The 24156-nt window shown below is 71.9% G+C and carries 23 protein-coding genes and 1 pseudogene; 17 read left to right on the forward strand and 7 right to left on the reverse strand.

All coding sequences use genetic code 11. The features are described 5' to 3' along the window. From IE95_RS0109835 to IE95_RS0109845, 3 genes and pseudogenes are all read left to right on the forward strand, one after another. A pseudogene (locus tag IE95_RS0109835) lies at nucleotides 1–178 on the forward strand (ferredoxin); the annotation flags it as partial. 16 nt (nucleotides 179–194) lie between these two features. Next, nucleotides 195–1331: a succinyldiaminopimelate transaminase gene (gene dapC / locus IE95_RS0109840; RefSeq protein ID WP_030151457.1), complete on the forward strand. Its 1137-nt coding sequence runs from the start codon at nucleotides 195–197 to the stop codon at nucleotides 1329–1331. A gap of 314 nt (nucleotides 1332–1645) precedes the next feature. Beyond that, on the forward strand, nucleotides 1646–2944 hold the full coding sequence (locus IE95_RS0109845) for a citrate synthase (RefSeq protein ID WP_051702969.1): 1299 nt from the start codon (nucleotides 1646–1648) through the stop codon (nucleotides 2942–2944). Between the two features lie 108 nt (nucleotides 2945–3052). Here the strand turns inward: IE95_RS0109845 and IE95_RS0109850 are convergent, their stop codons facing one another. Then, the gene (locus IE95_RS0109850) at nucleotides 3053–3913 is read right to left on the reverse strand and encodes a hypothetical protein (protein WP_036571815.1); all 861 of its coding nucleotides are present in this window, start codon (nucleotides 3911–3913) and stop codon (nucleotides 3053–3055) included. Between the two features lie 133 nt (nucleotides 3914–4046). Further along, nucleotides 4047–5030, reverse strand: a complete 984-nt coding sequence (dapD, locus tag IE95_RS0109855) for a 2,3,4,5-tetrahydropyridine-2,6-dicarboxylate N-succinyltransferase (protein ID WP_030151460.1) — start codon at nucleotides 5028–5030, stop codon at nucleotides 4047–4049. A 149-nt stretch (nucleotides 5031–5179) separates the two neighbouring features. On the opposite strand from dapD, the gene dapE reads away from it, so the two are divergent. The 6 genes from dapE to IE95_RS0109885 all read left to right on the forward strand — a co-directional run bounded on the left by dapE (nucleotide 5180) and on the right by IE95_RS0109885 (nucleotide 11508). Then, complete coding sequence (dapE, locus tag IE95_RS0109860) at nucleotides 5180–6268, forward strand: succinyl-diaminopimelate desuccinylase (protein ID WP_420819384.1); 1089 nt, start codon at nucleotides 5180–5182, stop codon at nucleotides 6266–6268. 42 nt (nucleotides 6269–6310) lie between these two features. After that, nucleotides 6311–7129: an LOG family protein gene (locus tag IE95_RS0109865; RefSeq protein ID WP_030151462.1), complete on the forward strand. Its 819-nt coding sequence runs from the start codon at nucleotides 6311–6313 to the stop codon at nucleotides 7127–7129. 131 nt (nucleotides 7130–7260) lie between these two features. Further along, nucleotides 7261–8118: a dihydropteroate synthase gene (folP, locus tag IE95_RS0109870; RefSeq protein WP_051703008.1), complete on the forward strand. Its 858-nt coding sequence runs from the start codon at nucleotides 7261–7263 to the stop codon at nucleotides 8116–8118. Between the two features lie 89 nt (nucleotides 8119–8207). Beyond that, on the forward strand, nucleotides 8208–9482 hold the full coding sequence (locus IE95_RS0109875) for a hypothetical protein (protein ID WP_240666165.1): 1275 nt from the start codon (nucleotides 8208–8210) through the stop codon (nucleotides 9480–9482). A gap of 223 nt (nucleotides 9483–9705) precedes the next feature. Continuing rightward, nucleotides 9706–9873 carry a DUF3117 domain-containing protein gene (locus IE95_RS20125; protein WP_064506638.1) on the forward strand — a complete coding sequence of 56 codons (168 nt, stop codon included), beginning with the start codon at nucleotides 9706–9708 and terminating at the stop codon, nucleotides 9871–9873. Between the two features lie 6 nt (nucleotides 9874–9879). Next, the gene (locus IE95_RS0109885) at nucleotides 9880–11508 is read left to right on the forward strand and encodes a leucyl aminopeptidase family protein (RefSeq protein ID WP_030151465.1); all 1629 of its coding nucleotides are present in this window, start codon (nucleotides 9880–9882) and stop codon (nucleotides 11506–11508) included. Nucleotides 11509–11614: 106 nt separating this feature from the next. Here IE95_RS0109885 and IE95_RS0109890 read toward each other — a convergent pair whose 3' ends face one another. Then, nucleotides 11615–12265, reverse strand: coding sequence for an O-methyltransferase (locus IE95_RS0109890; RefSeq protein WP_420819383.1), 651 nt, complete (start codon nucleotides 12263–12265; stop codon nucleotides 11615–11617). A 216-nt stretch (nucleotides 12266–12481) separates the two neighbouring features. On the opposite strand from IE95_RS0109890, the gene sigE reads away from it, so the two are divergent. The 7 genes from sigE (at nucleotide 12482) to IE95_RS0109925 (ending at nucleotide 18928) form a co-directional block, all read left to right on the forward strand. Continuing rightward, a complete protein-coding gene (gene sigE / locus IE95_RS0109895) occupies nucleotides 12482–13126 on the forward strand; it encodes an RNA polymerase sigma factor SigE (RefSeq protein WP_051702971.1) in 645 nt (214 codons plus the stop codon). Further along, nucleotides 13123–14127: a zf-HC2 domain-containing protein gene (locus IE95_RS0109900; protein WP_030151468.1), complete on the forward strand. Its 1005-nt coding sequence runs from the start codon at nucleotides 13123–13125 to the stop codon at nucleotides 14125–14127. Before sigE ends, IE95_RS0109900 begins: the two co-directional genes overlap by 4 nt. A gap of 431 nt (nucleotides 14128–14558) precedes the next feature. After that, on the forward strand, nucleotides 14559–15638 hold the full coding sequence (locus tag IE95_RS18875) for a S1C family serine protease (RefSeq protein ID WP_240666163.1): 1080 nt from the start codon (nucleotides 14559–14561) through the stop codon (nucleotides 15636–15638). Nucleotides 15639–15647: 9 nt separating this feature from the next. Further along, on the forward strand, nucleotides 15648–16031 hold the full coding sequence (locus IE95_RS0109910) for a twin-arginine translocase TatA/TatE family subunit (protein ID WP_030151470.1): 384 nt from the start codon (nucleotides 15648–15650) through the stop codon (nucleotides 16029–16031). A gap of 70 nt (nucleotides 16032–16101) precedes the next feature. Next, a complete protein-coding gene (gene trpS, locus IE95_RS0109915; RefSeq protein ID WP_030151471.1) occupies nucleotides 16102–17139 on the forward strand; it encodes a tryptophan--tRNA ligase in 1038 nt (345 codons plus the stop codon). After that, on the forward strand, nucleotides 17139–17690 hold the full coding sequence (locus tag IE95_RS0109920) for a 2'-5' RNA ligase family protein (protein WP_030151472.1): 552 nt from the start codon (nucleotides 17139–17141) through the stop codon (nucleotides 17688–17690). Before trpS ends, IE95_RS0109920 begins: the two co-directional genes overlap by 1 nt. A gap of 29 nt (nucleotides 17691–17719) precedes the next feature. Then, nucleotides 17720–18928 (forward strand): YihY/virulence factor BrkB family protein, encoded by a 1209-nt coding sequence (locus IE95_RS0109925; protein ID WP_051702973.1) that lies wholly within the window; start codon nucleotides 17720–17722, stop codon nucleotides 18926–18928. Between the two features lie 69 nt (nucleotides 18929–18997). Here IE95_RS0109925 and IE95_RS0109930 read toward each other — a convergent pair whose 3' ends face one another. The 4 genes from IE95_RS0109930 to sdhC all read right to left on the reverse strand — a co-directional run bounded on the left by IE95_RS0109930 (nucleotide 18998) and on the right by sdhC (nucleotide 22531). Beyond that, on the reverse strand, nucleotides 18998–19771 hold the full coding sequence (locus IE95_RS0109930; protein ID WP_030151474.1) for a succinate dehydrogenase iron-sulfur subunit: 774 nt from the start codon (nucleotides 19769–19771) through the stop codon (nucleotides 18998–19000). Beyond that, nucleotides 19771–21603, reverse strand: coding sequence for a succinate dehydrogenase flavoprotein subunit (gene sdhA, locus IE95_RS0109935; RefSeq protein WP_030151475.1), 1833 nt, complete (start codon nucleotides 21601–21603; stop codon nucleotides 19771–19773). Before sdhA ends, IE95_RS0109930 begins: the two co-directional genes overlap by 1 nt. 83 nt (nucleotides 21604–21686) lie before the next feature. Beyond that, complete coding sequence (gene sdhD / locus IE95_RS0109940; protein ID WP_030151476.1) at nucleotides 21687–22148, reverse strand: succinate dehydrogenase, hydrophobic membrane anchor protein; 462 nt, start codon at nucleotides 22146–22148, stop codon at nucleotides 21687–21689. Then, a complete protein-coding gene (gene sdhC, locus IE95_RS0109945; protein ID WP_082608862.1) occupies nucleotides 22148–22531 on the reverse strand; it encodes a succinate dehydrogenase, cytochrome b556 subunit in 384 nt (127 codons plus the stop codon). The genes sdhD and sdhC overlap by 1 nt, the downstream gene beginning before the upstream one ends. 335 nt (nucleotides 22532–22866) lie before the next feature. Between sdhC and IE95_RS0109950 the strand changes: the two genes are divergently transcribed. Continuing rightward, nucleotides 22867–24042, forward strand: coding sequence for a mannose-1-phosphate guanylyltransferase (locus IE95_RS0109950; protein ID WP_051702974.1), 1176 nt, complete (start codon nucleotides 22867–22869; stop codon nucleotides 24040–24042). Nucleotides 24043–24156 lie beyond the last annotated feature (114 nt).

Below are 24156 nucleotides of genomic sequence, written 5' to 3' on the forward strand. Positions count from 1 at the left end.
GCCGGTGTGTCCGGTGGAGGCGATCTACTACGAGGACGACGTGCCGTCGGAGTGGAGTGACTACTACCGGGCGAACGTGGAGTTCTTCGATGATCTGGGATCGCCGGGTGGTGCGGCGAAGATGGGCATGATCGACAAGGACGACCCGATGATCGCGGCCCTGGGCCCGCAGGCCTGAGCGCGGGCCGCGGAGCATGGGATTCGCCGACCTGGGTGGCCTCGCCTACCCGTGGGACTCGCTTACACCGTTCGCCGAGCGTGCGCGCGCACACCCGCGGGGCATCGTCGACCTGTCGATCGGCACGCCGGTCGACCCGACCCCTGCCGTCGTCCGTGACGCGCTCGCAGCAGCCGGTGACGCCCACGGCTACCCGACGACGCACGGGACCCCTGCGCTGCGCGAGGCCGTCGTCGGCTGGTTCGACCGCCGTCGCGGTGTGCCGGGGCTCGACCCGGAGGCCGTCCTGCCGACGGTGGGCTCCAAGGAGCTCGTCGGACTGCTGCCCTCGCTGCTGAGGCTGGGGCCGGGGGACGTCGTCGTGCACCCGGCCACGGCCTACCCGACGTACGACGTCGGCGCGCGCCTCGCCGGGGCGACCCCGCTCGCGACGGACCGGGTCGAGGACTGGGCCGGGCGCAGCGACGTGCGGCTCGTCTGGGTCAACTCGCCCGGGAACCCGACGGGCGAGGTCCTGGGGGTCGCGGAGCTCGCGCGGATCGTCGCGGCGGCCCGCGAGATCGGGGCGCTCGTCGTGAGCGACGAGTGCTACGCCGAGCTCGCGTGGGAGGAGCCGTTCGCGAGCCAGGGGGTGCCGAGCATCCTCGACCCGCGTGTGAGCGGGGGATCGCCGCACGGCCTGCTCGCGGCGTACTCGTTGTCGAAGCAGTCGAACCTCGCGGGGTACCGGGCCGCGTTCGTCGCGGGCGACCCGGCGGTCGTCGCGGACCTGCTGACGACGCGCAAGCACCTGGGCTTGATCGTGCCCGCGCCGGTCCAGGCGGCCATGGTCGCGGCTCTGACGGACGACGCGCACGTCGCGGCGCAGCGCGAGGTCTACCGGCGTCGTCGGGACGTGCTGCTGCCCGCGCTCGGTGAGGTCGGGCTGCAGGTCGACGGCTCCCAGGCCGGGCTCTACCTGTGGTCGCGCCCCGCGGGCGCGGTGGACGAGCAGGGGGACTGCTGGTCGGTCGTGGGGGACCTCGCCGACCTCGGGATCCTCGTGGGCCCGGGGGCGTTCTACGGCCCGGCGGCCGCGGGGCACGTGCGGGTCGCTCTCACCGCGAGCGACGAGCGGGTGCACGAGGCTGCGGCCCGGCTCTCCGGCCGGTAGCGGCACCGCGACCGTTGCGGCGACCGTGCGCTCGTCGCACGGCGATGCACGGCGACCCCGTGGCTACGGAGAGATTGTTGGTGCAATCCCTGCACGTTCTCGCCTGTGACTCGCATCACACCCGCGTGACGGTTTTGTGACCGTTCCAGATTGGTCACGTGTGGGTGAAGCGAGTACCGTCGACCCAGGCCAATGCTGTCCGACGTTCTCGGCCGTCCCGTACCTGGCCGAACTGGTGACGATCTCGCAGCGACACCACGAAAGACACGTGCAGCCACCCGCAGGGGGTACGGCAGCGCGCAAGGAAGGAAGACATGACCACCACCCAGCAGGCGACCGTCCGGCTCGTCGTGAACGAAACGAGCCAGGACCTGCCCGTGGTCGCAGCGTCCGAGGGCAACGACGGCATCGTCGTCTCCTCGTTGCTGAAGTCGACCGGGCTCGTCACCGTGGACCCCGGGTTCATGAACACCGCCTCGTGCGAGTCGGAGATCACGTACATCGACGGCGACGCGGGCATCCTGCGCTACCGCGGCTACCCGATCGACCAGCTCGCCGAGAAGTCGACGTTCCTCGAGGTCGCCTACCTCCTGATCCACGGCGAGCTCCCCGACGCTCCCACGCTCGACGCGTTCGTCGAGCGCGTCAACCGCCACACCCTGGTGCACGAGGACTTCCGCACGTTCATGGGGACGTTCCCCCGCAACGCGCACCCCATGGCCGTGCTCTCCTCGGCGATCAACGCGCTGTCGACGTTCTACCCCGACTCGCTCGACCCGTTCGACGACGACACGGTCGAGCTCGCGACGGTCCTGCTCCTGGCCAAGACGCGGACCATCACGTCCTACCTGCACCGTCGGGCCGTGGGTGAGCCGCTGCTGTACCCGGACTACTCGCGCGGCTACGTCGACGACTTCCTGCGCATGACCTTCGCGACGCCCTACGAGAAGTACGAGTCCGACCCGACCGTGGTCGACGCGCTCGACAAGCTCCTCATCCTGCACGCGGACCACGAGCAGAACTGCTCGACCTCGACCGTCCGCGTCGTGGGTTCGAGCCACGCGAACCTCTACGCCTCGGTCGCGGCCGGGGTCAACGCCCTCTCGGGCCCGCTGCACGGTGGCGCGAACGAGGCCGTCCTGTCGATGCTGGACAAGATCCAGCACAGCGACTTCGACGTCGACACCTTCATGAGGAAGGTCAAGGACAAGGAGGACGGCGTCCGGCTCATGGGCTTCGGGCACCGGGTCTACAAGAACTACGACCCGCGCGCCGCGATCGTCAAGGCCAAGGCCGACGCGGTCCTCTCGACCCTCGGCAAGAAGGACGAGCTGCTCGACATCGCGCTGCGTCTCGAGGAGATCGCGCTCAACGACGACTACTTCATCGAGCGCAAGCTCTACCCGAACGTCGACTTCTACACGGGCCTGATCTACAAGGCCATGGGCTTCTCGCCGGCCATGTTCACGCCGTTGTTCGCGCTGGGCCGCATGCCCGGCTGGATCGCGCAGTGGCGCGAGATGATGAAGGACCCGCAGACCAAGATCGGGCGCCCGCGCCAGGTGTACACGGGGGCGACCGAGCGCCCGTACGTGCCGGTCGACGGTCGCTGACCTCACCACCCATCCGCCCGACGGCGCCTCGCACCTCACGGTGCGGGGCACAGTCGGCGTCTCTCGGCTCGTGCGGCCGGTCCTCGACGAGGACGCTGTGCGGTCGGGTCAGGGCGCGTCGGTCGTCGCGACCGTGATCCGGACCTGGCCCGGGCCGGGGTGCGGCGAACCGTCGGTGGCCTCGGCGGCGGCCCACTCGGGTGACTCGCGGGACCACGTCCGGTCTCCGACGTCGACCTGCACGACGTCGGTCGCGTCGGCGCTCGCCACGGCCCACTGTGCGACGGCCCACCCGGCCCGGTCCGCCTCTGGAGGGTTCCCCGCGAGGGGCAGGGCGTCGACCGTGACCGCTGCTCCGTCGGCGATGACCGGCAGGTCGCCGAGATCACGCTGCACCCGCGCCCCGAGACCGGAGACCGACTCCTCGGTGCTCACGAGCGTCGCGGGGTCGACGGGGGCCAGGTCGCACGTCAGCGTGCCCTGGGAGTTGCCCGTGAGGGCCGAGGCCCAGGCACGGGAACGGGACTCGTGCTGGGCGTACGCGTCGGGGAACCCTGATCGCTGCACGGCCTGGGCCGCCACGGTGACGGGCAGCTCGGTGTAGCCGTCGACCTTGTCGAGCCCGTCGTAGAACGCCGTCGTCGAGTACACCGGGTCCATGATCTGCTCGATCGTGCCCCAGCCCTGCGAGGGGCGCTGCTGGAACAGGCCGATCGAGTCACGGTCGCCGTAGTCGATGTTGAGCAGTCTCGACTCCTGCAGGGCGGTCGCGAGGCCGATCGTGGCGGCGCGTGCGGGCATCCCGCGCCGCACGGTCGTCACGGCGATGAGTGCGGCGTTGTCGGACTGTGCGGGGGACAGGTGCCAGGCCTGCCCGTCTGCCGTGGCGGCGCACCGTTCGGCGACCGGGCTGTGGTCGTCGAGCCGGTTGAGGGCCAGGACGACCCCCGTCGTGGCGACCGCGAGCACGGCGACGACCGTGACGGCGAGACGGAGCGGGCGTCGTCGCCCTCGGACGCGTGGTGTGCGCGGCCCCGGGCCCTCCGGTCCGAAGAGGGGCGTGGTGCCCTGCGGACCGGAGGAACCCCTGGTGGCGGACACGTCAGTTGGCGTGCAGCGCGGCGTTGAGCTCGATCCCGACGCCCGTGCGCGAGACCGCCTCGACCCCGCCCGTGAGCGAGTTGCGACGGAAGAGCAGGTTGGCCTGTCCCGAGAGCTCGCGCGCCTTGACGACGACCGGGGCGCCGTCGGGGCCGCTGCGGCCGACGAGCGTCACCTTGGTCCCGGCGGTCACGTAGAGGCCGGACTCGACGACGCAGTCGTCCCCGAGCGGGATGCCGAGCCCGGCGTTGGCGCCGAGCAGCGAGCGCTGGCCGATCGAGATGACCTCGCGGCCGCCGCCGGACAGGGTGCCCATGATGGACGCGCCGCCGCCGATGTCGGACCCGTCGCCGACGACGACTCCGGCCGAGATGCGGCCCTCGACCATCGAGGTGCCGAGCGTCCCGGCGTTGAAGTTGACGAAGCCCTCGTGCATGACGGTCGTGCCCGCGGCGAGGTGCGCGCCGAGGCGGACCCGGTCGGCGTCGGCGATGCGGACGCCCGAGGGGACGACGTAGTCGACCATGCGGGGGAACTTGTCGACGCCGAGGACCTGGACCGGCTGGCCCGTCGCGGCGCGCAGGCGCAGGCGGGTCTCCTCGAAGCCCTCGACCGCGCACGGTCCGTGGTTGGTCCACACGACGTTGGTCAGCGCCCCGAAGACGCCGTCCAGGTTGAGGCCGTGCGGGGTGACGAGGCGGTGCGAGAGGAGGTGCAGGCGCAGGTAGGCGTCCGCCGCGCCAACGGGGGCCGCGTCGAGGTCGATCTCGGTGCGCACGACCACGACGTCCACGCGGCGCGCGTCGTCGCGCTCCGCGAGGGCGTCGAGAGAGGCAGGTGCGGTCTCGTCCGCCGGGGCCTGCCCGAGCGCGGGGGACGGGTACCAGACGTCGAGGACGGTGCCCTCGTCGGTCACGGTGGCGAGGCCGAAGGCCCAGGCGGTGCGGGGGCCGGGTGCGGCGCCGGTGGGAGTCGCTGAAGTCATGCCTTCACCCTATCCGTCGCTCCCGGCCGGACGGTGAACCGTCCGGGTAGGGTCTGCGTGTGACCAGCGACGAGACTCCCGACCAGACCGCAGACCAGACCACGGGCCAGACTGCGCCACCTGTGCCGTCAGTGCCCTCGGCCCCGGCGATCCAGCTCGACCTCGACGGCGACCTCGTCGCGCTCTTCCGCGCGGTGTGCGACGTGCCGTCCGTGAGCGGCGACGAGAAGGCCCTGGCCGACGCGATCGAGACCGCGCTGCGACCGCTCGCGCACCTCGACGTCGTGCGCGACGGCAACGCGATCGTCGCCCGCACGCACCTCGGGCGCTCGCGCCGCGTGGTCATCGCGGGACACATCGACACCGTGCCGCTCACCGACCCGCCGAACCTGCCCACCCGCCTGGTCGGCGAGGGCGCCCAGGCCGAGATCTGGGGGCGCGGGACGGTCGACATGCTGGGTGGTGTCGCGATCCAGCTCGCGCTCGCGGCCTCGCTCACGGCCCCCACCCAGGACGTCACCTGGGTCTTCTACGACCTCGAGGAGGTCGCCGCCGACCTCAACGGCCTGGGTCGCCTCGCGCGCAACCACCCCGAGCTCCTGCAGGGTGACTTCGCGATCCTCGGCGAGCCCACGGCCGCGGGCATCGAGGGAGGCTGCAACGGCACGCTGCGGGTCGAGGTCAGGGTCCCCGGGATCACGGCGCACTCGGCGCGCGCGTGGATGGGGTCCAACGCGATCCACTCGGCGTCGGTCGTGCTCGACCGCCTCGCGGCCTACGAGCCCGCGTCGATCGAGGTCGAGGGGCTCGTCTACCGCGAGGGCATGAACGCGGTCGGCATCCGTGGCGGCATCGCGGGGAACGTCATCCCGGACGAGTGCGTGGTCACGGTCAACTACCGTTTCGCACCCTCACGCTCGCTGCCCGACGCCGAGGCGCACGTCCGCGACCTCTTCTCCGGTTTCGAGGTGGTCGTCACCGATGCCGCTCCTGGTGCGCGGCCGGGGCTCGACGACCCGCTCGCCGCCGACTTCGCTGCCACGGTGCTCGAGCTCACGGGTGGGGCGCCCGCCCCCAAGTACGGCTGGACCGACGTCGCCCGCTTCGCCGAGATGGGGATCCCGGCCGTGAACTTCGGCCCCGGCGACCCGGTGCTCGCGCACAAGGACGACGAGCGCTGCCCGGTCGGTCACCTCGCGCTGTGCCACGACGCGCTGCGTGCGTGGCTCACCCGCTGATCGTCCCCGTCGCGGGTGCCAGGACGGCTTAGGCTCGATGGCATGAGCGACGACGGAGTTCCCCAGGCAGGCACCGGGTACCGCAAGGGACCGGTGCTGCTGCGGGGCGAGCAGATCCCCCGGCAGACGACCGACCAGCGCTTGCTCGACACCGCGGGCAGTGCGGACTGGGTGCACAGCGACCCGTGGCGGGTCATGAGGATCCAGAGCGAGTTCGTCGAGGGCTTCGGAGCCCTTGCCGAGGTCGGCCCGGCCGTGTCGGTCTTCGGGTCGGCTCGCACGAGTCCCGACCACCCGGACTACGCCGTGGCAGAGCAGGTCGGCCGTCTCCTCGCCGAGCGTGACCTCGCGGTCATCACGGGTGGCGGCCCGGGGATCATGGAGGCCGCGAACAAGGGCGCCAACGAGGCAGGAGGCCTGTCGATCGGCCTCGGCATCGAGCTGCCGTTCGAGCAAGGCATGAACAGGTACGTCAACCTCGGCGTGAACTTCCGGTACTTCTTCGCCCGCAAGACGATGTTCGTGAAGTACGCGCAGGGCTTCGTCGTCCTGCCGGGCGGGTTCGGCACGTTCGACGAGCTCTTCGAGGCGCTGACCCTGGTCCAGACGCACAAGGTCACCGAGTTCCCCATCGCGCTCGTGGACACCGAGTACTGGCAGGGCCTGCTCGACTGGGCACGGACGACCGTCGCGGGACGCGGCATGATCAGCGCGCACGACCTCGACCTGCTGTACCTGTGCGACGACCCGGCAGAGGCCGTCGAGTACGTGTGCGAACGCGGCGCGGAGCTCCGCGCCGAGGAACGGGAGTCCGTCGAGGAGGCCGCGGCCGCCCAGCAGCGGGCGTCCGGCGACCGGTGACGCACGCACGCCGCCCGGAGGAGCGAGCCGGTGCGCCCGGGGTCCCGCCGCAGAGCGCGCCGCTCGTCCTGCGGGGGCGGGAGGTCGGTGTCGACGAATCGGCTCCCGGGCGCCCCGGGCGTCCCGTGGTCATGGCGATCGTCAACCGCACGACCGACTCGTTCTACGCCCCGGCACGCCAGCTCGACGACGGCGCCGCGCTCGAGGCCGTCGGGCGGGCGTGGTCCGAGGGGGCCGCGATCGTCGACGTCGGAGGAGTGCGTGCCGGCACGGGGCCCGAGGTCACCCCGGCCGAGGAGATCCGACGTGTCGTCCCGTTCGTCGAACGGGTGCGTGCGGAGTTCCCCGACCTGCTCGTGAGCGTCGACACCTGGCGGGCCGAGGTCGCCCGCGAGGCGGCCCTGGCCGGGGCCGACCTGATCAACGACACCTGGGCGGGGCACGACCCGGCCCTGGTCGAGGTCGCCGGCGAGCTCGGCGTGGGCGTCGTGTGCTCGCACACGGGCGGGGCCGTGCCGCGGACCGACCCGTTCCGCGTCGCGTTCCCGCCCGCGGAGCAGGACGGGGCGACCCGGCCGCACGACCCTCGCGACGCCGTCGTGCAGGACGTCGTGGCGACACTGACGGCCGCCGCAGCGCGTGCGGTCGCGTGCGGCGTCCCGCCCGCGTCCGTCCTCGTCGACCCGACGCACGACTTCGGCAAGAACACCTGGCACTCACTCCACCTCGTGCGCAGGACGCAGGCGCTCGCGGGCCTCGGGTACCCGCTGCTCATGGCGCTCTCGCGCAAGGACTTCGTGGGCGAGACGCTCGACCTGCCCGCCGACGAGCGGCTCGAGGGGACGCTCGCGGCGACCGCGGTCGCCGCGTGGCTCGGCGCCCGCGTGTTCCGTGCGCACGACGTCGCCGCGACCCGTCGCGTCCTGGAGACGGTCGCGGCGATCCGCGGTGACGCACCGCCGGCACGCGCGCTGCGCGGTCTGGCGTGAACCGGGACGTGGCCACGGGCGGCACGAGCGGCGCGAGCGGCACGGACGCACCCGTTCCGTCAGCGACCTCCGGTCCTCGGCACCTGCCCATGGTGCTTGCCCCCGGGCGATGGCCCTGGTGGTGCCGCGTCCTCGCGGTCTACGTCGCGGCGCGGCTCGTGACCACCGTGATCCTCCTGGTCGTCTCGCGCTGGCAGGAGGCCAACCTCTGGACCGAGGCCGCGCCGTCGTACAGCGCGTGGACGGGGCGGATGTGGGACGCCTCGTGGTACCAGCAGATCGCCGAGAACGGCTACCCCGCCGAGCTGCCCGTGGGGCCCGACGGGGCCGTGCAGCAGAACGTCTGGGCCTTCTACCCCCTGTTCCCGTTCCTGGTGCGCGCGGTCCAGCAGGTCACGGGGCTCGGCTGGGACGTCGTGGCGCCTGCGATCTCCCTGCTCTGCGGTGCCGGGGCCATGCTCGTCATCCACCGCCTCGTCGAGCGGGCCGGGCACCGGGCGGTCGCGCGACGACCCGGCCTGCCGCTCGCGACGGTCGCGCTCGTGAGCGCCTTCCCGTCCTCGGTCGTCCTCCAGGTCGCCTACACCGAGGCGCTCGCGCTGCTGCTGGTCGCCGCGGCCCTGTACCTGCTCTGGTCGCGACGCTACGAGTGGGCCGGGGTCGTGATCGTGCTCCTCGGGTTCACGCGTGCGGTCGCGCTGCCGCTCGCGCTCGTCGTGGCGTGGCACGCCGTCGTGCGGTACCGGGAGTGGCGGCGTGCGCACCTGGCGGGTACTGCCCCCACCGGCACCGGAGCTCCCGCTGGCGCTGCGCCCACCGGCACCGCGCGCACCAGGGCCCGTGACCGGTCGCCCTTCCCGTGGCCGGATGCCGTGCGGATCGCCGCCCTGCTCGTCGTCTCCGTGCTCAGCGGGCTGCTCTGGCAGCTCGTCTGCGGGATCGCGACGGGGCGCTCGGACGCGTACTTCCTGACGCAGGGTGCATGGCGGGGGACCGGTCCCGTGGTGCCGTTCGTCCCCTGGCTCGACGTCTCGCACGCGCTGTTCGGCGGCGCCGGGCCGTGGGTCCTGGCGGCCGTCCTGGCGGTGGTGGCGGCTCTCGGGCTGAGCCCGGTCGCGCGGCGGCTGGGCCCGGAGCTCCAGGCCTGGCCGCTCGCCTACCTGGGATACCTGGTCGCCGTGATCGAGCCCTGGACGAGCATCGTGAGGTTCCTGCTGCTCGCGTTCCCCCTCGGGGCCGTCACGCTCGGGTGGACCCGGTCACGATGGTGGTTCTGGGGGTGCCTGGCCGCCGGGGTGGCCGGTCAGGTCTGGTGGGTCTGGGCGTTGTGGCGGCTCACACCACCGAGCGGTTGGCCGCCCTAGCGAACCCGGGTGCCCAGGCAGTCGAGGGCGGGCTCGTCCTGCCGCGTCCTGGTGCGTCCCGCACGGCCCAGGTCACGATCTGGGCATATGCGGCCACGGCGTGTCGTATCGGTGAACTAGAATGGTACCTGGACGTCCTCTGGACGGTCGGCGCGGAGACGTGCCACCGACCTGCCGGGACGTCGACCACAGCAGTACTGGACTACGGAATGGAGAGCCCACAATGGCTGCGATGAAGCCGCGTACGGGGGATGGCCCGCTCGAGGTCACCAAGGAAGGTCGCGGCATCGTCATGCGCGTCCCGCTCGAGGGTGGCGGTCGACTCGTGGTGGAGCTCAACGCGACTGAGGCCAGCGAGCTGGGCGAGGCTCTCCAGGCCGTCGTGGGCTGAGACGCCTTGACCGCGCGCGCAGCCCAGGCAGCCCAGCCAGTCCCGGATCTCCCGCCCGTCGGCGGTGCTCCTCGACACCTCCCCGAGGTCGTCGAGGAGCCGGGCACGGTCCTGGACTGTCCGTTCCTCACCGACGACGCGGTCGCCGCGCTCGTGGTGGCCGTCGCTCCTCCGCTCGAGGAGGAGGACGGCCTGCAGCCGCGTGCCGGGACCGTGGACGCGACCGCGCGCTACGGCATCGACCTGGCCGAGCTCGCGGACCGCTCCGGCGGCACGTCCTTCCGCGGCGTGGCAGGGCAGGTCGCCACCGTTGACCTGCCGCGCACCCACACGGGCTCCACGTACCGCCTGCCGTGGGCCGGGCTGCCGTCCACGATCGTGCTGCTCGGGATCGGCAGCGGCACGGACGTCGAGCTGCGTCGGGCCGGCGCCGCGCTCGCCGGGGCCACCCGCGGCCTCGAACGTGTCGTCAGTGCCGCGACCGCCGACGCGACCGAGGCAGGCGTGCGGGCCTTCGTCGAGGGCTACCTCCTCGCGGCCTACCGCATCCCACGCTTCGGCCGCCCGGCCGCGGCGCGGTCGGGCGAGGGGCCCGTGCAGGACTCCCAGGCCGAGCAGCTCGTGCTGCTGGGCGAGAGCCACGAGACGCAGCTCGAGGCCGCCCGTGTCGCGGCCACCGCGACGTGGCTCGTGCGAGACCTGGCCAACACGCCCTCCAACGTCAAGGACCCCGAGTGGGTCGCCGAGCAGGCCTCGGCCCTGGCCGGAGCCGCCGGCCTGACCGTCGAGGTGCTCGGCCCCAAGGAGCTCGCGGCCCAGGGCTTCGGTGCCCTCCTGGCCGTCGGTGCCGCGTCGGCCAGCCCACCCCGCCTCGTGACCGTCACGTACGAGCCCGAGGCAGCCGAGCGCCACGTCGTGCTCGTCGGCAAGGGCATCACGTACGACACGGGCGGGCTCTCGATCAAGCCCCGTGAGGCCATGGTGCCCATGAAGACGGACATGGCGGGGGCCGCCGTGGCCCTGGCCGCCGTGCTCGGGGCGGCGGAGTCCGGCGTGCGGCACAAGGTCACGGCCGTCCTGCCCCTCGCCGAGAACCACGTCGGCGCCGACTCCTACCGCCCGGGCGACGTCCTGCGGACCTACTCGGGCACGACCGTCGAGATCGCGAACACGGACGCCGAGGGGCGCCTGGTGCTCGCCGACGCTCTCGGGTACGCGGTCGCCACGCTCGCACCGGACCTGCTGGTCGACGTCGCGACCCTCACGGGTGCGGCCGGCGTCGGCCTCGGGCGGGGGCACGCGGCCCTGTTCGCCACGAACCCAGGGCTCGTGAGCGGCTTCGAGGCGGCGGCAGCGGTCACGGGGGAGAGGGTCTGGCACATGCCGCTCGTGGAGGACTACACGAGCGCGCTGCGCTCGGACGTCGCGGACCTGCGCCACGTGCCGCTCGAGGCGCGGGGTGGTGGGGCGATCACCGCCGCACTGTTCCTGCGCGAGTTCACGGACGGCCTGCCGTGGGTCCACCTCGACATCGCCGGACCGGCGCGCGCCACGGCGTCGCGTCACGAGGTCACGGAAGGTGCGACCGGCTACGGGGCGCGCCTCCTGCTGCAGTTCCTGCGCGACCTCGACTGACCCCGACATGCCGAGGAGGGCCTCTCACCGTTCCCGGTGGGAGGCCCTCCTCGTGTGCGTGGCTACCGCCGGACGTGTGCGTGGCTACCGCCGGACGTGTGCGCGGCTACCGCCGGACGCCCAGCAGGAGCCCGTCGCCGCTGGGGATCAGGGCAGGCAGGACCCGCTCGTCGGCCCGCAGGGAGCGGCCGACCTCGCGGACGATGGCCGTGACCTCGTCGCGACGCGCCGGGTCAGCGACGCGGTCACCCACGAGCGCACCGTCGACGGCCACGATCCCGCCCGGTCGCAGGAGCCGCAGCGCCTGCTCGACGTACTCGGGGTAGCTGTGCCGGTCGGCCCCGACGAGCACGAGGTCGTAGGCGCCGTCGGTGAGCCGGGGCAGCACGTCGCTCGCCCGACCGGGGATGGTCCGGGTGCGCGTCGCGCGGATCCCGGCCTCGGCGAACGCGTCCTTGGCGGCCCGCTGGTGCTCGACCTCGACGTCGATCGTGGTCAGGACACCGTCCTCGGGCATCCCCCGGAGCAGCCAGAGGGAGGCGACCCCCGTGCCCGTGCCGATCTCGACGACGGCGCGGGCGGCGAGGGCTGCGGCGAGGGCCTGGAGGACGGCGCCCACGCCGGGCAGGACGGCGGGGCAACCCAGCTCGGCGGCGCGCTCACGAGCGCGCAGGAGGACGTCGTCCTCCGGCACGAACTCCTCGCAGTAGGTCCAGCTCGACGCCTTGGCGTTGGTCCGGCCGATGTCGGTGGTGATAGGGCCCTCCTGGTCTTGGGCACCGCGTGTCTCCGGTGACCCGGACGGACTGGCGTGGTGCGGCGGCCGTGCGCGGTGCAGGTGATGCGATCGTACCGGTCGACGGGCCTCGAAGCGCTGGCTGGAGCGCGTTCGCGGGGAGGTTTCGTGCACGTCGTGTCGACGTCCCCGTGCGAGCGGGAACGGATGCGGGTCCCGCGACGTTGAGAGGGGACAATGGACCGTGTGAGCAGTGACGTGAGTGCCCAGCCCTGGACGCCCCCCTCGTGGGACCAGATCGTGCGGGAGCACTCCGCGCGCGTGTACAGGCTGGCGTACCGCCTGACGGGGAACCAGCACGACGCCGAGGACCTGACCCAGGAGACGTTCATCCGGGTGTTCCGTTCGTTGTCGAGCTACACGCCCGGGACGTTCGAGGGTTGGCTCCACCGCATCACGACCAACCTGTTCCTCGATCAGGTGCGGCGCAAGCAGCGCATCCGCATGGAGGCGATGGGTGACGACTCGGCGCAGTACCCGGCCACGGGCGAGATGACCCACCCGGAGCGCGGGTACGAGCACACCCACCTGGACCACGACGTGCAGCGGGCTCTCGACGCCCTGTCCCCGGAGTACCGGGCGGCGGTCGTGCTGTGCGACATCGAGGGGCTGAGCTACGAGGAGATCGCGGTCACGCTCGGGATCAAGCTGGGCACGGTACGCTCGCGCATCCACCGTGCCCGCACCCAGCTCCGCGCGGCGCTGCCTCATCGCGACCCGTCCGAGCGCCCCGGGAGCGGTGCTGGTCCCGTGCCCTCGGTGGACTCGGCCGTCGACGAGCTCGCCGTGCTCGCGGCGCACACGGCACCGGGGGGACCATGACGCACCTCGGGACCCTCGTCAGCGCCCTTGCCGACGACCAGCTCTCACCGGCCACGCGCGAGCGAGCGCTGACGCACGTCGCGGGCTGCGACCAGTGCGCCGCGGAGCTCGCGGTGGCGCGCGCGGTGCGCAAGCGGTTGTCGTGCGCGCGCGACGTGCTGCCCACCACGGACCTGACCTCGCGCCTGCTGGCGCTCTCGTCGGAGATCCCGGCAGCGCAGGGGGACCCCCTGCGACAGGGACCGCCCGCGCGCGACCCGTGGGCCGCGTCGCCCGAGGTCGGTGCGCTCCGGGGCGCCCTCACGGGGGACTTCGTGGCGCACGCCCGACGACGGCGCTCGCGTCGGACGCTCGTCGCGGCGTCGAGCGGGCTCGCGGTCCTCGCGGTCGCGCTGTTCACGCTCGGCGACCGCCCGGTCGTGGTGCCCGACCGGCACGTCGCGGCCCCGCTGACGCTCCTCGCGCAGGCCGGCGACAGCGCGCAGGACGCCGCCGACCCCGGTCTGGTCCCGGTGCGTCCCGTGGTCGGCGGGTCGGGGACAAGCGCCTCGGGCGCAGCCTCCACCGACTCGATGGACCTGACCGACTCCGCGGCGCTCGCGTGGATGGCCGACCACGGCTGGACGAGCCCCTCGGGGATCCTCGACGGGTTCGACGTGACGGGCGTCCACCTCGTCGGCGACGACAGGGACGTCCTGCAGGTCGATCTCGCGGGGCCCGAGGGGACGGTCGTGGTGCGTGAGCAGGTGGGTCGGTTGGACACCACGTCGCTGACGCGGTCCGAGGGGTTCGACGGGCGCGCCGTCTACGTGCTGTCCGACGAGCCGTGGCACGTCGTGTGGCAGGCTGGGGACACGGTGATCGACGTGGTGGCCGAGGCTCGCAAGGAGGTCCTCGCCGCGTTCGTGGCGACGTTCCCGGCGCACGACTTCGACGCGGGGGTCCCGGCCCGCATATCCCGGGGATGGACGACCATGACAGGAGCCTTGGGCACCCCATGACCGCACACGACTCACCGCCCGGACCCGCGGAGCCGCAGGAGCCCAGGAACCCGTTCGCGCCACCGTCGTCGTACCGGCCGGCCCCTGGCGCACCGACGGCACCGGTCGAGCGGAGCGCCACCGTGCCTCCTGTCCCTGCGCCCGGGCAGCACGACACTCGGCCGTACGGTGCGCCGCTCGGCCCGCTGCCGCCCGCACGCCCTGGTCTCGCGGGCTACGGGGCCCACGGGGCTCCCGGCGGCCCGCAGTCACCGGTACCGCCGCCGCCCTCGTACCAGGTCGCCCGGCCCGGGTCGTACCCGCCGGAACCGCACCCCCAGCAGCCAGGCCACGCTGCGCAGCAGTCGCAGGGCGGGCAGCCATCGCTCCCCGTCGAGCCCTGGGGAGAGCACCAGGCGCCGCGGACCCCGTCGCGACGGCGCCGTTTCGGCGTGGGGACCGTCGCCGGCATCGCGGCCCTCGCCCTGGTCGCCGGAGCGGTCGGAGGGGTCGCTGCGGACAGGATCGTGGACGGCTCGGACCGTCGGCCCGTGGACGTCTCGCTCCCCGCCGCGGGCACGGCGCCCGGTGAGGAACGCCCCGCGGGTTCGGTCGCGGCCGTCGCGGCGAGCGTCCTGCCGAGCGTGGTCTCGCTCCAGGTCGTGGGGGCGGACGGTGTCTCGACCGGGTCGGGCTTCGTGATCCGTGAGGACGGCTTCATCCTCACGAACAACCACGTCGTCGCGGGTGGAGCGTCCGGTGGTGAGGTCACGGTGCTCTTCGCCGACGGCAGCGAGCGACCGGCCGAGATCGTCGGACGTACCGCCGACTACGACCTCGCGGTCGTGAAGGTCGACGAGACGGGACTGACGCCTCTCGTGCTGGGGGACAGCGACGCGGTCGTCGTCGGGGACCCCGTGGTCGCGATCGGTGCACCGCTCGGGCTCAACGGCACCGTCACGACGGGGATCGTGAGCGCGCTGCACCGGCCGGTCGCGGCGGGCGACTCGGCGGAGACGGCGTTCATCGACGCCATCCAGACGGATGCCGCGATCAACCCCGGCAACTCGGGAGGGCCGCTCGTCAACGGTGCGGGGGAGGTCGTCGGGGTGAACTCGGCGATCGCGCAGCCGCCCGGTACGGGTGGGGCGACGGGGAGCATCGGGCTCGGCTTCGCGATCCCCTCGAACCAGGCCCGGCGCACCGCGCAGGAGCTCATGGCGAGCGGTACGGCCACGTACCCGGTGATCGGTGTCCTGCTCGACTCGCGCTACCAGGGCGAGGGCGTCCAGGTCACGACCGAGCCGCAGGGCGGGCAGGCCCCCGTGACGGCGGACGGCCCTGCCGCCGTGGCAGGGATCCAGGCCGGTGACGTGATCCTGTCGATCGACGGACGGCCCGTGAGCCTGAGCGACGAGCTCATCGTGGCGATCCGGGCCAAGGCGCCCGGAGACACCGTGACGTTGCGTGTGCGCACGGGGGACGAGGAGCGCGACGTCCGTGTCGTGCTCGACGAAGCCACGAGCGAGTAGTCTGACCGCGTGTTCGGAATCAACGGCTGGGAATTCGGGATCATTCTGGTGGTCGCCGTGATCGTCATCGGTCCGGAGAGGCTGCCCCGGTACGCCGAACAGCTCGGTGCGTTCGTCCGCACGGCTCGCGGCTTCCTGAAGGACGCCAAGGAGCGGGTCGACGACGAGCTCGGCGACCAGGTCGGTGACGTGGACTGGTCCAAGCTGGACCCGCGCCAGTACGATCCCCGACGCATCGTCCGCGAGGCGCTGCTCGACGACGACGTGCTCGGTACGTCGGCGCGTCCGCGTGCTGGTGGCCCCGTCCCACCCCCGCCGCCGCCCACCGGAGGCCGTGCCACCGAGGTGCCCGTGCCCGAGCGACATGCACCGTTCGACGACGAAGCCACCTGAGTCCGGACCGTCCGGCCCGGACGGTGGCACCGGATTCGGCCATGGCACGGTGACCTGTCAGAATGGGGCAATGGTCAACGAGGTTCCCGGTGTACGGCGTCCACGCATCTTCTCGGGGATGCAGCCCACGGAAGATTCGCTCCAGCTGGGCAACTACATCGGGGCTCTGAGCCAGTGGGTGGCCCTGCAGGAGTCGTACGACGCGATCTACTGCGTCGTCGACATGCACGCCCTGACGGTCAACCCGGAGCCGGAGAAGCTGCGGGAGCGCACGCGTCGCACCGCGGCCCAGTACCTGGCTGGTGGCGTGGATCCCGAGGGGTCGACGCTGTTCGTGCAGTCGCACGTCCCGGAGCACGCGGAGCTCGCCTGGGTGCTCTCGTGCCAGACGGGCTTCGGCGAGGCCGGCCGCATGACCCAGTTCAAGGACAAGTCCGCCAAGCAGGGGACCGACGGCACCACGGTCGGACTCTTCACCTACCCGGTGCTCATGGCCGCCGACATCCTGCTGTACGACGCGGCGCTCGTGCCCGTCGGCGAGGACCAGCGCCAGCACCTGGAGCTCGCCCGCAACCTCGCCGAGCGCCTGAACTCGCGCTTCGGCGAGGACACCGCGGTCGTCCCCGAGCCGCACATCGTCAAGGCCGTCGCGAAGATCTACGACCTGCAGGAACCCACGGCCAAGATGAGCAAGTCCTCCTCGGGAGGCAAGGGGGTCATCTGGCTCCTCGAGGACCCCAAGGTCGCTGCCAAGCGCGTGAAGTCCGCAGCGACGGACTCGGGGAACGAGATCCGCTACGACCCGGTGGCCAAGCCCGGCGTCTCGAACCTCCTGACGATCTTCTCCGCGCTCACGTCGCGGCCCGTGGACGAGATCGCGGCGGACTACGACGGCAAGGGCTACGGGCACCTCAAGGTGGACCTGGCCGAGGTCGTGGTCGACTTCCTGACCCCGTTCCAGGCGCGGGCGAACGAGTACCTGTCGGACCCGGCAGAGCTCGACGCGGTCCTGGCACGCGGCGCCGAGCGCGCTCGTGGCCTGGCCCAGGACACCCTCGACCGGATCTACGACCGGGTCGGTCTGCTGCCCGCTCGTCGGACGCGCTGATGAACCTCCCGGAGCGGGGTCCGCACCAGGTGCGGATCGGTATCGCGATCGAGATCCCCGAGCCCTACGGCACCGCGCTCCAGGAGGCGCGGGCTGCGTTCGGCGACCCGTTCGCGGGAGACATCCCTCCGCACATCACGCTGCTCGGGCCGACCGTCGTGGACGAGTCCGACCTCGGCGAGGTGTACGCGCACCTGGAAGGGGTCGCTGCGCAGGCGGCCCCCTTCCGGGTCATCCTGCGGGGGTCGGGGACGTTCCGTCCCGTCTCGCCCGTGGTGTTCGTGATCGTGGCGCAGGGCATCGCGGAGTGCGAGGGGCTCGAGGGGGCGGTACGGACGGGCATCCTCGACCAGGAGCTGCGCTTCAACTACCACCCGCACGTCACCGTCGCTCACGAGGTCGACGACGAGGCGCTGGACCTCGCGTTCGACGAGATGGCGGGGTTCGAAGCGGCGTTCGACGTCACGGGTATCCACCTCTACGAGCACGGCGACGACGGTGTGTGGCGACCGGCCCGCAGGTTCGAGCTCACCGCGTCGTCGGACGGGTGAGCCGGGCCGTCCTCTTCTAGGCTCGGGCGATGACCCAGGCAACCACCCCGGCGCCCGTCCGCAGGGCCGGGACCGCACGTCCGGGCCGTGACGGCCCCTCCTCCGACGCACAGAAGACCAGCACGTCGCACGTCCGCACGCCCCGCACCGCGACCGGCTCCATGCCCGGCGGCAGGGGCCCGGACGCCCCCGACGCCCCTGACACGCACGACACCCTGCTCGCCCGCCTGACCGGCCGCGCCAGGGCGATCCAGGCCTGGTGGAAGACGACCCGACCGGCTCGTGCGCTCGCGCAGTACGGGGTCCAGCGCGGGGCGCTCCTGTGCGGTGGCATGGCCTACTCGGCGCTGTTCTCCCTGTTCGCCGGGCTGACGATCTTCTACACGGCCTTCATGGCCTTCCTGGGCAACCGGGAGGAGCTGCGCGACGAGATCTTCGCGCAGATCGACAAGGCGATCCCGGGGCTCATCGACACCGGGGACGGCAGCGGCGGGATCATCTCGCCCGACCAGCTGATCCTCGAGCGTGGCTTCGACCTGTCGAGCATCATCGCGGTGTTCGTGCTGCTCTTCAGCGCGATCTCCTTCATGGCGGCCCTGCGCACCTCGACCCGAGCGATGTTCTCGCTCACGAACGTCGGTCAGAACCCGGTGCTGTCCAAGCTGCGGGAGCTGGGCGGGTTCGCCGTGCTCGGGATCAGCGTGGTGATCTCCGCGGCCGCGACCGTCGTCGTCCAGACCCTCGGGGCGACGATCTTCGGCGACGGTGTCCTGGCGGGAGTCATGGTGCCGGTGGTCGGCCTCCTCGTCGGGCTCGTCTTCGACGCGATCGTGGTGCTGCTCATCATCCGCTTCGTCGCGGGCGTACAGCCACCACGCAAGGACCTGTACATCGGCGCCGTGGTGGCCGCCACGGCCTTCGGCGTGCTGCGCTACCTCGGGACGAGCATCATCGTCGGGAGCTCGTCGCGCAACGCGTTGCTGGGCTCGTTCGCGACGTTCGTGACGATCCTCCTGCTGGCGAACTTCGTCACCCGGATCCTGCTCATCGTCGCGGCGTGGATCGCGGACCCGCCCGCGCAGCCGACCGCGGACGAGCTGCGCGAGCAGGCCGAGGCGGAGCAGGACGCACGGCTCGAGGCCCGCGTCCGCCGAGGCGCCGGGTACGGCTACCCCTGGAGCCCCGTGGTGCGCGGTGTCCGCCGGGGCCGCGAGCCCAGGGTGTCCGTCAAGATCTGAGCCACGAGACGCCGACGGCGGCCCACCGGCCGAGGCCGGGGACCGCCGTCGGGCAGTGCGGGAAGGGGGTCAGAACGCGCGGGTGATCATCGCGCGCTTGACCTCCTGGATCGCCTTGGTGACCTCGATGCCACGAGGGCACGCCTCGGTGCAGTTGAAGGTCGTGCGGCAGCGCCACACACCCTCCTTGTCGTTGAGGATCTCCAGACGCTGCGTCGCTCCCTCGTCACGCGAGTCGAAGATGAAGCGGTGCGCGTTGACGATCGCCGCGGGGCCGAAGTACTGCCCGTCGGTCCAGAACACGGGGCACGACGAGGTGCACGCGGCGCACAGGATGCACTTGGTCGTGTCGTCGAACCGCTCGCGCTGCTCGGCCGACTGCAGGCGCTCCTTGCTGGGCTCGTTCCCCGAGGTGATGAGGAACGGCATGATCTCACGGTAGGAGGCGAAGAACGGCTCCATGTCGACGACCAGGTCCTTGATGACCGGCAGACCCTTGATGGGCTCGACGGTGATCGGCTTGTCCGGGTTGACGTCCTTGAGCAGCGTCTTGCAGGCCAGGCGGTTGCGGCCGTTGATCCGCATCGCGTCCGAGCCGCAGATCCCGTGCGCGCACGAGCGACGGAAGGTCAGCGAGCCGTCGTGCTCCCACTTGATCTTGTGCAGGGCATCGAGCACGCGGTCCGTGCCGTGGGCCAGGACCGTGTACTCCTCCCAGTACGCGTCGTCCCCGTGCTCGGACTCGGGGTTGTAGCGGCGGAGCTTGATCGTGACCTCGAAGGAGGGCACGGCGCCGACCTCGGTCTTCTCAGAACCGGCGGGGGCTTCGAGTGTGGCAGTCATCAGTACTTACGCTCCATGGGCTCGTACCGGGTCTGGGTGACGGGCTTGGAACCCAGCACGATCTTGTAGGAATCGAACTCCTCGACGTGGTCGAAGTAGCCGTCGACGTGACCGTCGGCGGTGTCGCCGGCGGAGGTGGGGCGACGGTAGGCCATCGTGTGGAGCATGTAGTTGGCGTCGTCGCGGTCCGGGTAGTCCTCACGGTAGTGACCGCCGCGCGACTCCTTGCGGTTGATCGCGGCGATGACCGTGACCTCGGCGATGTCGAGCAGGAAGCCCAGCTCGATGGCCTCGAGGAGGTCCGTGTTGAACAGGCGCCCCTTGTCCTGGACCGAGACGTTGCGGTAGCGGTCCTGGAGGGTGCGGATGTCCGAGAGCGCCTGGTCGAGCGACTCGCCCGTGCGGAACACCTGGGCGTTGGCGTCCATGGTCTCCTGGAGAGCCTTGCGGACGTCGGCCACACGCTCGCCGTCGGGGCGGTTGCGCATCTCGTCGAGCTGCGCGATCACCGCGGCCGCGGGGTTCTCGGGGAGCTCGCGGTACTCGGCGGTCGCGGCGTACTTCGCGGCCTCGCGGCCGGCGCGCTTGCCGAACACGTTGATGTCGAGGAGCGAGTTGGTGCCCAGGCGGTTGGACCCGTGGACCGAGACGCACGCGACCTCGCCGGCCGCGTAGAGCCCGCGGACGACGTTGTGGCCGTCGCGCAGCACCTCGCCGCCGACGTTGGTCGGGATGCCGCCCATGGCGTAGTGCGCCGTGGGGTACACCGGGACCGGCTCGGTGTAGGGCTCGATGCCGAGGTAGGTGCGCGCGAACTCCGTGATGTCCGGCAGCTTGGCGTCGATGTGCGCGGGCTCGAGGTGGGTGAGGTCGAGCAGGACGTAGTCCTTGTTCGGCCCGGCGCCGCGCCCCTCGCGGACCTCGTTCGCCATCGAGCGGGCGACGATGTCACGCGGCGCGAGGTCCTTGATGGTGGGGGCGTAGCGCTCCATGAAGCGCTCTCCCTCGCCGTTGCGCAGGATGCCGCCCTCGCCGCGGGCAGCCTCCGACAGGAGGATGCCGAGCCCCGCGAGGCCTGTCGGGTGGAACTGGAAGAACTCCATGTCCTCGAGCGGCAGGCCGCGGCGGTAGGCGAGCGCCATGCCGTCACCGGTGAGGGTGTGCGCGTTCGACGTCGTCTTGAAGATCTTGCCCGCGCCGCCTGTGGCGAAGATGATCGCCTTGGCCTGGAAGACGTGGATCTCGCCCGTGGCGAGGTCGTAGGCGACGACGCCCGTCGCGTTGACCTGCTCGCCGTCGGGCACGTCCTCGGCCGCGAGGTCGTGGTCGGTGATGAGGTCCAGGACGTAGAACTCGTTGAAGAACTCGACGTTCTGCTTGACGCAGTTCTGGTAGAGCGTCTGGAGGATCATGTGACCCGTACGGTCCGCGGCGTAGCACGAGCGGCGGACCGCGGCCTCGCCGTGGTTGCGCGTGTGCCCGCCGAAGCGGCGCTGGTCGATCCTGCCCTCGGGCGTGCGGTTGAACGGCAGACCCATGCGCTCGAGGTCGAGGACCGCGTCGATGGCCTCCTTGGCCATGATCTCCGCGGCGTCCTGGTCGACGAGGTAGTCGCCACCCTTGACCGTGTCGAACGTGTGCCACTCCCAGTTGTCCTCCTCGACGTTCGCGAGGGCGGCGCACATGCCGCCCTGCGCCGCGCCGGTGTGGGACCGGGTGGGGTAGAGCTTCGAGATGACCGCCGTGCGGACCTTGCCGGACGACTCCAGTGCCGCGCGCATGCCGGCGCCGCCTGCTCCGACGATGACGACGTCGTACTGATGGGTTTGCATCGGTGTCGATGCCTCCTGTGACGAGTGGGAAGGGGGGACGGGGCGTCAGGCGACGGCTGGGGGAACGCCGCCGGGCGAGTCCGTCAGGCGGTGCAGAACGACGGGAGCTGGTAGTCCAGGGCGTTCGGCGGGCACGGGTCGAACGTGAAGATCACGAGGGTGCCGAGCACGGTGACGACCACGAACGCGAGGTACAGCGCGAGCTTGAGCACGAGGCGCGTGCCGTCGCGCTGCGCGTAGTCGTTGATGATCGTGCGTACGCCGTTGGTCCCGTGGAGCATCGCGAGCCACAGCATCAGCAGGTCCCAGATCTGCCAGAACGGTGAGGCCCACTTGCCGGCGACGAAGCCGAAGTCGATCGCGTGGACGCCTTCGCCGACCATGAGGTTGACGAACAGGTGCGCGAAGATCAGGACGATCAGCACGACGCCCGAGGCTCGCATGAAGATCCAGCTGTACAGCTCGTAGTTCGAGCGCGTGGACTTCTGCCGCTTGTACGGGTCGCGGGGGGCCGCGAGGGGAGAGCTGGTGCTCGTGGTGCTCATCAGTGCCCACCTCCGAAGACGTTCATGAGGTGGCGGGGCAGGAAGCCCGCCATCGTCACCGCGAACAGGCCGACGACGACCCAGAGCATGGTGCGCTGGTACTTGGGCCCCTTGGCCCAGAAGTCGACGAGGATGATCCGGACACCGTTGAAGGCGTGGAACACGATGGCGGCCACGAGGCCGGCCTCTCCGAGTCCCATGATCACGGTCTTGTAGGTGCCGATCACGGCGTCGTACGCCTCGGGCGAGACTCGTACAAGCGCTGTGTCCAGCACGTGCACGAGGAGGAAGAAGAAGATGAGCACGCCGGTCACGCGATGCGCGACCCACGACCACATGCCTTCACGGCCGCGGTACAGCGTGCCAGCAGGTGCACTGGGCACTTAGGGGCCTCCTGTGGCGAGTTCAGGGGTGAGATATCGAGCTGGACGACGTCGTCCGCCGGTGGCCGTTCACGACCGCTCCGCGCCGAGGCTCTGGCGAGTCGGTGGGAGCGGCAGATCCAGGGCTCGCCGGAGTCCGCCGATATCCGTCTCTGGGGTTCCACCATAGTGATACCGGCATCGTGGTGCGGACCGTGGCACGTTCCCAGCGGCCCGGGCACCCCTGTTTGTGACCCATTCCACACTGTTCCCGGGGCCTCGTGGACCCCCATCCACGGGGCGTCCTCCGGGCGTTCGCGGGCCCACGGCCACGCGGCGGTCATTATGCTTCGAGGATGTCGACGCTCCCCGTTCCTGCGCCCAGCCCTGACTCGTCGCCGGACGGGTCCGCCCCGGCGACCCCGGTGATCCCCGGCTTCTACGCCGTGATCCCCGCAGGGGGTGCGGGGACGCGGCTCTGGCCGCTCTCGCGCCGTGGCAACCCGAAGTTCCTGCTCGACCTGACGGGTGCCGGGCGGTCGCTGCTGCAGGCCACGGTCGACCGGCTCGCGCCCCTCGCCGGCCAGGACGGCATCGTCCTCGTGACCGGTCGTCAGCACGTCGCCTCGGCGCGCACCCAGCTCCCGGGCCTGCGCGACGACGCCGTGCTCGCCGAGCCCTCGCCCCGCGACTCGATGGCGGCGATCGGGCTGGCCGCGGCGGTGCTCGAGCACCGCCACGGCGACGTGGTGATCGGCTCGTTCGCGGCGGACCAGGTCATCACGGGGCAGGCCGCGTTCGAGCAGGCGGTCCGCGAGGGTGTCGAAGCGGCCCGGGCGGGCCACGTCGTCACGGTCGGGATCGCGGCGTCGCGCCCGTCGACGGCCTTCGGCTACGTCCGCAGCGGCGCCTCCCTGGACCTGGCCGGTGCGCCCACGGCGCTGCACGCGCAGGGGTTCACGGAGAAGCCGGACGCGGTGACGGCCCAGCGCTACGTCCGGTCGGGGGAGTACCGCTGGAACGCGGGCATGTTCATCACGCGCACGTCGGTGCTGCTCGGGCATCTCGCGGACCAGCGCCCCGAGCTGCACGACGGGCTGCGCACCGTGGCCGCGGCGTGGGACACGCCGGACCGTGACCGGGTCCTGGCGGAGGTCTGGCCCGGGCTGGAGAAGATCGCGATCGACCATGCGGTCGCCGAGCCGGTCGCGGCCGTGGGCGGGGTCGCGGTCGTCCCGGGGAACTTCGGGTGGGACGACATCGGCGACTTCAACTCGCTGGCCGTGCTGCTGCCCTCGGCCGACGAGTCGGGCTCCAAGGTGCTCGGCGACACCGACCGCGTCGTGCGCCGCGAGAGCGCCGGGTCGGTCGTCGTCCCGGCGAGCGACCGCGTCGTGACGATCCTCGGGCTCGACGACGTCGTGGTCGTCGACACGCCCGACGCGCTCCTGGTCACCACGCGTGCCCGCGCGCAGCAGGTCAAGGCCATGGTCGACCTCGTGCGCGAACGCGGTCTGGACGAGCTCCTCTAGCGCGACGCGCGGGGGCGCCGCGGAGGCCCGTGGCGCGCGACGCCGTCGGGCAGGGCAACGGCCCGACGGCGCCGCTCACGCCCGCAGGTCTCGCGCCGTCCCGGTGCGTGGCAC

The organism is Oerskovia turbata, assembly GCF_000718325.1.
In the GTDB taxonomy this organism is placed as follows: Bacteria; Actinomycetota; Actinomycetes; order Actinomycetales; family Cellulomonadaceae; genus Oerskovia; species Oerskovia turbata.

What these genes read in the sequence shown, in the direction of transcription:
- dapC (WP_030151457.1), top strand. Translation starts at nt 195, where the DNA reads ATGGGATTCGCCGACCTGGGTGGCCTCGCCTACCCGTGGGACTCGCTT.
- IE95_RS0109845 (WP_051702969.1), top strand. Translation starts at nt 1,646, where the DNA reads ATGACCACCACCCAGCAGGCGACCGTCCGGCTCGTCGTGAACGAAACG.
- dapD (WP_030151460.1), bottom strand. Translation starts at nt 5,030, where the DNA reads ATGACTTCAGCGACTCCCACCGGCGCCGCACCCGGCCCCCGCACCGCC.
- IE95_RS0109865 (WP_030151462.1), top strand. Translation starts at nt 6,311, where the DNA reads ATGAGCGACGACGGAGTTCCCCAGGCAGGCACCGGGTACCGCAAGGGA.
- folP (WP_051703008.1), top strand. Translation starts at nt 7,261, where the DNA reads ATGGCGATCGTCAACCGCACGACCGACTCGTTCTACGCCCCGGCACGC.
- IE95_RS0109875 (WP_240666165.1), top strand. Translation starts at nt 8,208, where the DNA reads ATGGTGCTTGCCCCCGGGCGATGGCCCTGGTGGTGCCGCGTCCTCGCG.
- IE95_RS20125 (WP_064506638.1), top strand. Translation starts at nt 9,706, where the DNA reads ATGGCTGCGATGAAGCCGCGTACGGGGGATGGCCCGCTCGAGGTCACC.
- sigE (WP_051702971.1), top strand. Translation starts at nt 12,482, where the DNA reads ATGGACCGTGTGAGCAGTGACGTGAGTGCCCAGCCCTGGACGCCCCCC.
- IE95_RS0109900 (WP_030151468.1), top strand. Translation starts at nt 13,123, where the DNA reads ATGACGCACCTCGGGACCCTCGTCAGCGCCCTTGCCGACGACCAGCTC.
- trpS (WP_030151471.1), top strand. Translation starts at nt 16,102, where the DNA reads ATGGTCAACGAGGTTCCCGGTGTACGGCGTCCACGCATCTTCTCGGGG.
- IE95_RS0109920 (WP_030151472.1), top strand. Translation starts at nt 17,139, where the DNA reads ATGAACCTCCCGGAGCGGGGTCCGCACCAGGTGCGGATCGGTATCGCG.
- IE95_RS0109925 (WP_051702973.1), top strand. Translation starts at nt 17,720, where the DNA reads ATGACCCAGGCAACCACCCCGGCGCCCGTCCGCAGGGCCGGGACCGCA.
- IE95_RS0109930 (WP_030151474.1), bottom strand. Translation starts at nt 19,771, where the DNA reads ATGACTGCCACACTCGAAGCCCCCGCCGGTTCTGAGAAGACCGAGGTC.
- sdhA (WP_030151475.1), bottom strand. Translation starts at nt 21,603, where the DNA reads ATGCAAACCCATCAGTACGACGTCGTCATCGTCGGAGCAGGCGGCGCC.
- sdhD (WP_030151476.1), bottom strand. Translation starts at nt 22,148, where the DNA reads ATGAGCACCACGAGCACCAGCTCTCCCCTCGCGGCCCCCCGCGACCCG.
- IE95_RS0109950 (WP_051702974.1), top strand. Translation starts at nt 22,867, where the DNA reads ATGTCGACGCTCCCCGTTCCTGCGCCCAGCCCTGACTCGTCGCCGGAC.